This is a genomic window from Sphaerotilus sp., from assembly GCF_013299175.1.
GTDB lineage: Bacteria > Pseudomonadota > Gammaproteobacteria > Burkholderiales > Burkholderiaceae_C > Sphaerotilus.
The window spans coordinates 1-9,338 of the sequence record NZ_JAAFKF010000127.1; the positions used below are offsets into that span (position 1 = coordinate 1).

11 protein-coding genes and 1 pseudogene are annotated in these 9,338 nt (G+C 68.5%); 11 read left to right on the plus strand and 1 reads right to left on the minus strand.

Annotation, left to right across the window (positions count from 1 at the left end; all coding sequences use genetic code 11):
* From QZW52_RS16920 to QZW52_RS16940, 5 genes are all read left to right on the plus strand, one after another.
* A partial coding sequence (locus QZW52_RS16920) for a UPF0149 family protein (protein ID WP_294000882.1) occupies positions 1–634 on the plus strand: 634 nt, incomplete at its 5' end.
* A gap of 57 nt (positions 635–691) precedes the next feature.
* On the plus strand, positions 692–2,635 hold the full coding sequence (mnmG, locus tag QZW52_RS16925; RefSeq protein WP_294000883.1) for a tRNA uridine-5-carboxymethylaminomethyl(34) synthesis enzyme MnmG: 1,944 nt from the start codon (positions 692–694) through the stop codon (positions 2,633–2,635).
* Positions 2,625–3,281: a 16S rRNA (guanine(527)-N(7))-methyltransferase RsmG gene (gene rsmG, locus QZW52_RS16930; protein ID WP_294000885.1), complete on the plus strand. Its 657-nt coding sequence runs from the start codon at positions 2,625–2,627 to the stop codon at positions 3,279–3,281. The genes mnmG and rsmG overlap by 11 nt, the downstream gene beginning before the upstream one ends.
* 3 nt (positions 3,282–3,284) lie before the next feature.
* A complete protein-coding gene (locus QZW52_RS16935) occupies positions 3,285–3,899 on the plus strand; it encodes a LysE family translocator (protein WP_294000886.1) in 615 nt (204 codons plus the stop codon).
* A 58-nt stretch (positions 3,900–3,957) separates the two neighbouring features.
* Positions 3,958–4,806, plus strand: coding sequence for a ParA family protein (locus tag QZW52_RS16940; RefSeq protein WP_294000887.1), 849 nt, complete (start codon positions 3,958–3,960; stop codon positions 4,804–4,806).
* Here QZW52_RS16940 and QZW52_RS16945 read toward each other — a convergent pair.
* Positions 4,770–5,843, minus strand: a complete 1,074-nt coding sequence (locus QZW52_RS16945) for an MBL fold metallo-hydrolase (RefSeq protein WP_293997335.1) — start codon at positions 5,841–5,843, stop codon at positions 4,770–4,772. The two genes, QZW52_RS16940 and QZW52_RS16945, sit on opposite strands and share 37 nt — an antisense overlap.
* A 93-nt stretch (positions 5,844–5,936) precedes the next feature.
* On the opposite strand from QZW52_RS16945, the gene QZW52_RS16950 reads away from it, so the two are divergent.
* From QZW52_RS16950 to QZW52_RS16975, 6 genes and pseudogenes are all read left to right on the plus strand, one after another.
* Positions 5,937–6,383, plus strand: coding sequence for a MerR family transcriptional regulator (locus QZW52_RS16950; RefSeq protein WP_293997337.1), 447 nt, complete (start codon positions 5,937–5,939; stop codon positions 6,381–6,383).
* Positions 6,384–6,446: 63 nt separating this feature from the next.
* Positions 6,447–6,926: a PaaI family thioesterase gene (locus QZW52_RS16955; protein ID WP_293997339.1), complete on the plus strand. Its 480-nt coding sequence runs from the start codon at positions 6,447–6,449 to the stop codon at positions 6,924–6,926.
* A 48-nt stretch (positions 6,927–6,974) separates the two neighbouring features.
* Positions 6,975–7,670, plus strand: a complete 696-nt coding sequence (can, locus tag QZW52_RS16960; RefSeq protein WP_294000889.1) for a carbonate dehydratase — start codon at positions 6,975–6,977, stop codon at positions 7,668–7,670.
* A complete protein-coding gene (locus QZW52_RS16965; protein ID WP_294000891.1) occupies positions 7,663–8,841 on the plus strand; it encodes an acetyl-CoA C-acyltransferase in 1,179 nt (392 codons plus the stop codon). The genes can and QZW52_RS16965 overlap by 8 nt, the downstream gene beginning before the upstream one ends.
* Positions 8,841–9,083, plus strand: a pseudogene (locus QZW52_RS16970) (LysE family transporter); the annotation flags it as partial. The gene QZW52_RS16965 and the pseudogene QZW52_RS16970, both read left to right, overlap by 1 nt.
* A gap of 74 nt (positions 9,084–9,157) precedes the next feature.
* Positions 9,158–9,338, plus strand: a 181-nt coding sequence (locus QZW52_RS16975) for an acyl-CoA dehydrogenase family protein (protein ID WP_294000892.1), incomplete at its 3' end; no start/stop codon positions are given.

Below are 9,338 nucleotides of genomic sequence, written 5' to 3' on the forward strand. Positions count from 1 at the left end.
CGTGAAACACCCCCAATACAACCCCGCCCTCGACAACCCGCCGCTGACCGAAGCGGAGATGGACGAACTCGACCAGTTGCTGCTCGCGGCGGCGTCGGACGAGTCGATCATGGACATGGAAAGCCTCGACGGCTACCTGACCGCGCTGCTGCTGTCGCCGACGCTGCCCGACGCCGACGTGTGGGTGCCCGGCCTGTGGGGCAGCGACGATCCGGACAGTTCGCCGTTCGCCAGCGGCAAGCAGACCAAGCGTGTCGTGCAGCTCGCCCTGCGCCACCTTGCCTCGATCGACCGCCAGTTGAAGGAGGGCCCCGATACGCTGGAGCCGCTGTTCGGCATCGCCGAGATCCCCGGCAGCGACGATGCCTCGGACGTGGTGGTGGACGCGGAGCTGTGGTGCATCGGCTTCCTGCACGCCGCGGCGCTGACGCCGGACCACTGGAACGCGATGTTCGACGATCCGGAACTGGCCGACTTGCTGGCCCCGATCATCCTGATGGGCGGCGATCCGGACAGCATGACGCCAGAGCAGGTGGAGATGATCGCCTCGTCCGAAGCCCGTGATGCGCTGAGCCGCATGGTGCCGGAAGCGGTCTCTGCGCTGCACGCACGCGCCGTCGCCGCACGAAACTAAAATCGAGGTTTGTCCGCGCGCCCCGTGCGGACACCCCGTCCTCACTCGGAGCGCCCGATGCTCTACCCCGACACATTTGACGTCATCGTCGTCGGTGGCGGCCACGCCGGCACCGAAGCCGCGCTCGCCGCCGCCCGCATGGGCAGCCGCACGCTGCTGCTCACCCACAACATCGAGACGCTCGGCCAGATGAGCTGCAACCCGTCGATCGGCGGGATCGGCAAGGGCCACCTGGTCAAGGAGATCGACGCGCTCGGCGGCGCGATGGCGGCGGCGACGGACGAGTCGGGCATCCAGTTCCGCATCCTGAATTCGAGCAAGGGACCGGCCGTGCGCGCCACCCGGGCACAGGCCGACCGCATCCTCTACAAAGCGGCCATCCGCCACCGCCTGGAGAACCAGCCGAACCTGTGGATCTTCCAGCAGGCGGTGGACGACCTGATGGTCGAAGGCGACCGCGTGGTCGGCGCCGTGACCCAGATCGGCATCCGCTTTCGCGCCGCGGCGGTGGTGCTGACGGCGGGCACCTTCCTCGACGGCAAGATCCACGTCGGCCTGAACAACTACCCCGCCGGCCGTGCGGGTGATCCGCCGGCGGTGAGCCTGTCGGCGCGGCTGAAAGAGCTGAAGCTGCCGCAAGCACGCCTGAAGACCGGCACGCCGCCGCGCATCGACGGCCGCTCGATCGACTTCAGCAAGTGCGTCGAGCAGCCCGGCGATCTCGACCCGGTGCCCGTGTTCAGCTTCATGGGCCACGCCGCGCAGCACCCGAAGCAAGTCCCCTGCTGGATCACGCACACCAACCAGCAGACCCACGACATCCTGCGCACCGGCTTCGACCGCAGCCCGATGTTCACCGGCGTGATCGAAGGGGTCGGGCCGCGCTACTGCCCGTCGATCGAGGACAAGATCAACCGCTTCGCCGACAAGGATTCGCACCAGATCTTCCTCGAACCCGAGGGGCTGACGACGCACGAGTTCTACCCGAACGGCATCTCGACTTCCCTGCCCTTCGACATCCAGCTCGCCGCCGTGCGCACGATGGCGGGGCTGGAGAATGCCTACATCCTGCGGCCCGGCTACGCGATCGAGTACGACTACTTCGACCCGCGCGAGCTGAAGAGCACCTTCGAATCGAAGGCGATCGGCGGCCTCTACTTCGCCGGCCAGATCAACGGCACGACCGGCTACGAGGAAGCCGCGGCGCAAGGGCTGCACGCAGGCGCCAACGCCGCGCTGCAGGTCCAGGGCAAGGACGCCCTCACCTTCGGCCGCGACCAGGCTTATCTGGGCGTTCTGGTCGATGACCTGATCACCAAGGGCGTGACCGAGCCGTACCGCATGTTCACGAGCCGCGCCGAGTTCCGCCTGCAACTGCGCGAGGACAACGCCGACCTGCGCCTGACCGAACTCGGCCGCCATGTCGGGCTGGTGGACGATGCGCGCTGGGATGCGTTCAACCGCAAGCGGGACGCTGTTTCACGTGAAACACAGCGCCTGAAGAGCACCTGGGTTCGCCCGGCCACGCTGCCGGCGGCGGACGGAGAACGGCTGCTCGGCAAGGCGATCGAGCACGAATACAACCTGACAGACCTGCTGCGCCGCCCCGGCATCACCTTCGACACGGTGGCAGAAGTGCTGGCGATCGCCCATCCGGGTGCCGTAGTTTCACGTGAAACACTGCAAACCGAACTCGGTGAAACGCTGGCCGACGCGGTGATCGAACAGCTCGAAATCGCCACCAAGTACGCCGGCTACATCGACAAGCAGAACGACGAAGTGCAGCGCGCCAGCGCCTACGAGCACCTGAAGCTGCCCGCCAACCTCGACTATGCGCAGGTCACGGCGCTGTCGATCGAGGTGCGCCAGAAGCTCACGCGCCACCAACCGGAGACGCTGGGCCAAGCCTCGCGGATCTCGGGGGTGACGCCGGCCGCGATCTCGTTGCTGCTGGTGCATCTGAAAAAGCACCGCATCCAGGGGTTCGCCCATGCGGCATGACCTGATCGCCGGAGCCGCGGCCCTCGGCTGCCCGCTGACAGACGCTGAAGCGGATCGGCTGCTCGGCTACCTCGACCTGCTGGCGCGCTGGAACAAGGTCTACAACCTCACCGCGCTGCGCGACCCGGCGCAGATGCTGACGCACCACCTGCTGGACAGCCTGGCGGTGATGGCGCCGATGCGCCGGCACACGGGCGGCGCATCGGTGTCGGTGATGGACGTGGGCAGCGGCGGCGGGTTGCCAGGGGTCGTCATCGCGACCACGCAGCCGAACGCCGCCGTCACCTGCGTGGACACCGTGCAGAAGAAGGTGACGTTCGTGCGCCAGGTGGCGGCCGAGCTGCGCCTGCCGAACCTGCAGGCCCGCCACACCCGCGTCGAGGCGATCACCGACACGCAGTGGCCGCTGATCACCGCACGCGCCTTCGCCTCGCTGCCGGACATCGTGACGCTGACGCGCCCGCTGCTGGCGCCGGGCGGCGTGTGGATGGCGATGAAAGGCCAGCACCCGGCGGACGAGATCGCGGCGCTGCCCGGCGATGTCGAGGTGTTCCACGTGGAACCCTTGCAGGTGCCGGGCTTGAACGCGGAACGCTGCATCGTCTGGATGCGGCTACGGCGGCAGCCACCCACCACAGGACTCTGAACCATGTTCGGCATCGCGGATTTCGGCGCCTTCTGTGTCGCCATCATCGTGCTCCTGGCCCTGCCGGGACCGGGCACCTTCGCGCTGCTGGGCGCGACCTCCAAGGGCGGCTTTCGGGGTGGCGCGGCAGCGACCTTCGGGGTGATCGTCGGGGACCAGATCCTGCTGTGGCTGGCGGTCGCTGGCGTGGCGGCGCTGCTGGCGGCACATCCGGCCGTGTTCGACGGAGTGCGCTGGGCGGGTGCGGCTTACCTCGGCTGGATGGGCTGGCGGCTGCTGTTCCCGCGCGCGGGCGCTTCGTCCAGCCCGGTGCAGATCGCCCCGCGCCACTACGCCCGGCAGGCGCTGCTCATCACCCTGCTGAACCCGAAGGCAATCGTGTTCTACATGGCCTTCTTCCCGCTGTTCATCGACCCGGCCACGCACCGCGGCATCCCCACCTTCGCGGCGATGGCCGTGACCGTCGCCGTGATCACGGCGGTGTGGTGCCTGACGCTGTGCGCCTTCGCCGAGGCGATTGCCGCCAAGGTGCGCGCCCACCAGCGCCTCGGCATGGCGCTGCAGCGTTTCGCGGGCGTGTGCCTGATCGGATTCGGGCTGCGCCTGATACGCTCCTGATCGCCCTGCCCTCCGCCCTCCCTTCAGCCCCGACCACGGCCCGAGCGCCCCTCCCCACATGGCCAAGATCTTCTGCATCGCCAACCAGAAAGGTGGTGTCGGCAAGACGACCACCACCGTCAACCTGGCCGCCGGGCTGGCGAAGATCCAGCAGCGTGTCCTGCTGATCGACCTCGATCCCCAGGGCAACGCGACCATGGGGTCGGGTCTCGACAAGCGGGCGCTGGCGCTGACGGTCTACGACGTGCTGCTCGGTTCGGCCAGCGTGCGCGAGGCACGGCAGACGGTGGAGAAGGTCGGCTACGACGTGCTGGGCGCCAACCGCGAGCTGGCGGGGGCCGAGGTGGAGCTGGTCCAGATGGAGCACCGCGACCGCCGCCTGAAAGCCGCGCTGGCCGAGGTGCAGGACGACTACGACTTCATCCTGATCGACTGCCCGCCGTCCCTGAGCCTGCTGACGCTCAACGGCCTGACCTGCGCACACGGCGTGGTGGTGCCGATGCAATGCGAATACTTCGCGCTGGAAGGGCTGTCGGACCTGGTGAACTCGATCAAGCAGGTCCACGCCAACATGAACCGCGACCTCAGCATCATCGGCCTGCTGCGGGTGATGTTCGATCCGCGCATCACGCTGCAGCAGCAGGTCAGCGAACAGCTCCAGGCGCACTTCGGCGACAAGGTGTTCCAGACCATCATCCCGCGCAACGTGCGGCTGGCGGAGGCGCCGAGCTACGGCTTGCCCGGCGTCGTGTTCGATCCGTCTGCCAAGGGATCGCTGGCCTTCATCGCCTTCGCGCGCGAGATGGTCGAGCGCGTCGGCGTGGTCCTGCCCAAGGCCAAGGTGGCGCGCAAGAAGCCCGCCAAAAAAACTCAGACCGCCGCGAAGCGCCAGACGCCGTCGGCCTGACGCACCCGCTGCAGGTCGCCGCCCAGCCACAGCGCATGCAGGTGGGCCAGCGCCTCGCCGAGCGCGAAGGTGAGCTGGTGCAGGTCCAGCGGGCGCTTGAACAGCACCGGCAGGATCTCGAACGCCGAATGCGGCCGCACCGCGCAGGCCGCCATCACGTCGGCGAGGCGGTCGGTGTGGTGGTCCTGCAGTTGGGTGATGCGGGGATGCAGGCCGCGGAACGGTTTCCCGTGGGACGGCAGCACCAGCGTGTCCGCGGGCAGCTTGCGCATCCGCTCGATCGACGCCAGATACAGCGGCAGCGGATCGCCCTCCGGCTCGATGTCGATGACGCTGATGTTGGTCGAGATGCGCGGCAGCACCATGTCACCCGAGATCAGCACGCCGAGCGCCTCGCAGTGCAGGCTGATGTGCTCCGGGGCGTGGCCGTGGCCGGCATGGCAGGTCCAGACCTGGCCACCCAGCGTCAGCCGCTGCCCTTCCATCATCCGGCGGAACTGGCGCGGCACCTGCGGCACCATGCCGGAATAGTAATTGCCGCGCTGGCGCACCTTGTCGAGCGCGGTCGGGTCGGTCACGCCGTGGCTGGCGAAGAACGTCGCCGCCGCCTCGCCACCGAAGCCGGTGGTCGAGAGCGAGGCCATGCGCGCCGCGTTCCAGTCCGTCAGGCTGATCCACAGGCGGCACGGCCACTCCGGGGTACTCCAGCGTTCGGTCAGCCAGTGCGCCAGACCGATGTGGTCCGGGTGCATGTGGGTGACGATGACGCGCAGCACGGGCAGGCCGTCCAGCGCCTCGGCGAAGACCTGCTCCCAGGCGGCGCGGGTGCCGTCGTTGCTGATGCCGCAGTCCACGATGGTCCAGCCCTCGCGGCCGTCCAGCGTGTCGCGCACCAGCCAGAGGTTGATGTGGTCCAGCGCGAAGGGCAGCCCCATGCGCAGCCAGCGGATGCCGGGCGCGATCTCCAGCGTCTGGCCGAGTGCGGGCAGCGTGTCGCCCAGGGCGTAGGTGAGTTCGTGTTCCTGCGGGTTCGCCATGTCTGCTCCGGGGCGTGGACTGGGTAGACTGAGGGCCGACCCAGTGATCTTTACGTTGACGTTCACGTCAACACCGTCCACCGCAGTGTATCCATGACCACCCCTGACCGCTCGACCCCAGATGCCAGCGATGTCGCCCAAGCGACCTGCACCTACACCATCAGCGAGCTGGCGCAGGAGTTCGACATCACGCCGCGCGCCATCCGCTTCTACGAGGACATGGGCCTGCTCACCCCCGCCCGCGACGGCCGCAACCGCGTCTACACCGTGCGCGACCGCACCCGGCTCAAGCTCACGCTGCGCGGCAAGCGGCTCGGCCTGAGCCTGCAGGAGATCAAGCAGCTCGTGGACATGTACGAGTCGCCCTCGGACACCACGCAGCAGCTCACCGCCTTCCTCGCCATCCTGCAAGCCCACCGCGACCAGCTCGCGCAGCAGATGGAGGACATCCAGATCACGCTGGCCGAGATCCAGCAGCACGAGGAACGCGCGCTGGGCCTGCTCGCCGAAGCGGGACAAACCCGGATGCCACCGGTCTGACAGGGTCGCTATGATTGACGTTTACGTAAACGTAAACGTCAACGTAAACATCAACCGCCGACCATGCCGAACCTCCCTTCCCCCGACTTCCCGCCCGCCGATGCGGACTACGCCGCCCGCGTGCGCGAGTCGTTCGCCCAGCAGGCGGCGATGGCGCTGATCGGCGCCGAGCTGGTCGAGGTGGCCCCGGGCCGCATCGCGATGACCCTGGCGCACAGTGCGCGCGTCACGCAGCAGCACGGCTTCATCCACGCCGGCATCGTCTCCACCGCGCTCGACTCGGCCTGCGGCTACGCGGCGGCCACGCTGATGCCGGCGGACGCGGGGGTGCTGACGATCGAGTTCAAGGTCAACCTGCTGGCCCCGGCGCGCGGGCCGCTGCTGCGCATCGAAGGCCGCGTGACCAAGGCCGGCCGCACCATCAGCGTCGCCGACGGGCAGGCGTGGCAGCCCCACCCCAACCGCCCCGGCGAAGACCAGCTCGTCGCCACGATCACCGCCACCCTGATGACCATCACCGGCCGGAACGACGTGCGCGGCTGAAACCCGTTTGTCAGCCTGTTGCCTCGGCCGCTACGCAACAATCCGTCCATGAGCACTGAACTGAACGAACTCTTCGAGAACAACCGCCGCTGGGCCTCTGAAGTCGAGCAGCGCGAGCCTGGTTTCTTCACGCGCCTGCTCAAGCAGCAGACGCCGCAGTACCTGTGGATCGGCTGCGCGGACAGCCGGGTACCAGCCAACGAGCTGGTCGATCTGCTGCCGGGCGAGCTGTTCGTCCACCGCAACATTGCCAACGTGGTGGTGCCGAGTGACCTGAACGCGTTGTCGGTGATCCAGTTCGCGGTGGATGCGCTGCGGGTGCGGCACGTCATCGTCGTGGGCCATTCCAACTGCGGTGGCGTGAAGGCGGCGCTGAACAACCTGCGCGTGGGGCTGGCCGACAACTGGCTGCGCCACATCCAGGACGTGCGCGACGCCCACCGCGCCTTCCTCGACTGCGTACCCGCCGAGCAGCGTGTGGACGCGCTGGTCGAGCTGAACGTGCTGGAGCAGGCGCTCAACGTCTGCCGCACCACCATCGTCGAAGATGCTTGGCAGCGCGGCCAGGAAGTCGTCATCCACGGCTGGGTCTACGGCCTGCACAACGGCCTGCTCGAAGACCTGCGCATGACCGTGGCCGGCATCGACGACATCGAACCCGCCTACGCCCGCGCCGTCGAATCGGTGCACCGCCGCTACCGCACCCCAACGTCATCCCCTGCCCCGGAGTCCACCCATGGCTGATCCCATCGTCATCGTCTCGGCTGCCCGCACGCCCATTGGTGGCCTGCTCGGCGATTTCGCTTCGCTGGCCGCCTGGGAGCTGGGCGGGGTGGCCATCCGCGCCGCCGTCGAGCGTGCGGGCATTCCTGGCGAGGCGGTGAGCGAAGTGCTCATGGGCAACTGCCTGATGGCAGGACAGGGACAGGCGCCGGCACGTCAGGCGGTGCTGGCGGCGGGGCTGCCGCAGTCGGCCGGGGCGGTGACGCTGAGCAAGATGTGCGGCTCGGGCATGCGCGCCATGATGTTCGGCCATGACATGCTGAAGGCCGAGAGCGCAGACGTGGTGGTGGCCGGTGGCATGGAGAGCATGACCAACGCACCGCACCTGATGTTTGCGCGCAAAGGCGTGAAGTACGGCGCCACCCACCTGTTCGACCACATGGCCATCGACGGGCTGGAAGACGCCTACGAGCGCGGCAAGGCGATGGGCGTGTTCGCCGAACAGTGCGTGGCGAAATACGGGTTCACCCGCGAGGCGCAGGACGCTTTCGCCATCGCCTCGACGACCCGCGCCAAAGCGGCCAACGAGGACGGCAGTTTCGACTGGGAAATCGCGCCGGTGACGGTCAAGGGCCGCGGCGGCGACACCGTGATCCGGCAGGACGAACAGCCCTTCAAGGCCAAGCTCGACAAGATCGCCAGCCTGAAACCCGCGTTCAAGAAGGACGGCACCATCACCGCCGCCAACGCCAGCAGCATCTCGGACGGTGCCTCGGCGCTGGTGCTGATGCGCGCCTCGACCGCTGCCGCACGCGGGTTGACGCCAGTGGCACGCATCGTCGGCCACGCGGTCCACGCGCAGGAGCCGGCGTGGTTCTCGACCGCCCCCGCCGGCGCGATCGAGAAGGCGCTGCACAAGGCGGGCTGGCAGGCGGGCGAAGTCGACCTGTGGGAGGTCAACGAAGCGTTCGCGGCGGTGACGATGGCGGCGATGGCCGAGTTCAGGCTGCCGCACGAGATCGTCAACGTGCATGGCGGCGCGTGCGCGCTGGGGCACCCGATCGGGGCGTCGGGGGCGCGGATCGTGGTCACGCTGCTGGGCGCGCTGCGCAAGCGCGGGCTGAAGAAGGGCGTGGCGGCGCTGTGCATCGGCGGGGGCGAGGCGACGGCGCTGGCGGTGGAGATGCTGTGATGCCGGACCTCGGGCTGCATGACCTGCCCCTGTTCGCGCTGACGGTGGGCATGCTGCGCAGTGCGCTGCAACCGGCGGGCGCCACCACCACAGCGGGGACGATCGCCCCGGTGCCGCTCGGGCGCGTGTTCCGGCAAGGCTTGCTGACGAATGTGCTGAACCCGAAGGTCGCGCTGTTCTTCCTCGCCTTCCTGCCGCAGTTCATCGACGCGGACACGCCCCACAAGACGCTGGCCTTTCTCGCGCTTGGCGGCTGGCTGTTCCTGCTGCTCGCACCACCCCTTCCCGTCCACTCCCCCTGCCAGAGATCCCGCCCATGCTGCTCAGCGACGACCACCGCGCCATCCAGGATGCCATCCGCACTTACGTGCAAGACCAGATCGCCCCGCACGCGGCGCGCTGGGACAAGGCGCACCACTTTCCCGCTGCCGAGCTGAAGGGGCTGGCCGCTTTGGGCTGCTACGGCGTGGCGGTGCCGACCGAGTACGACGGCGCGG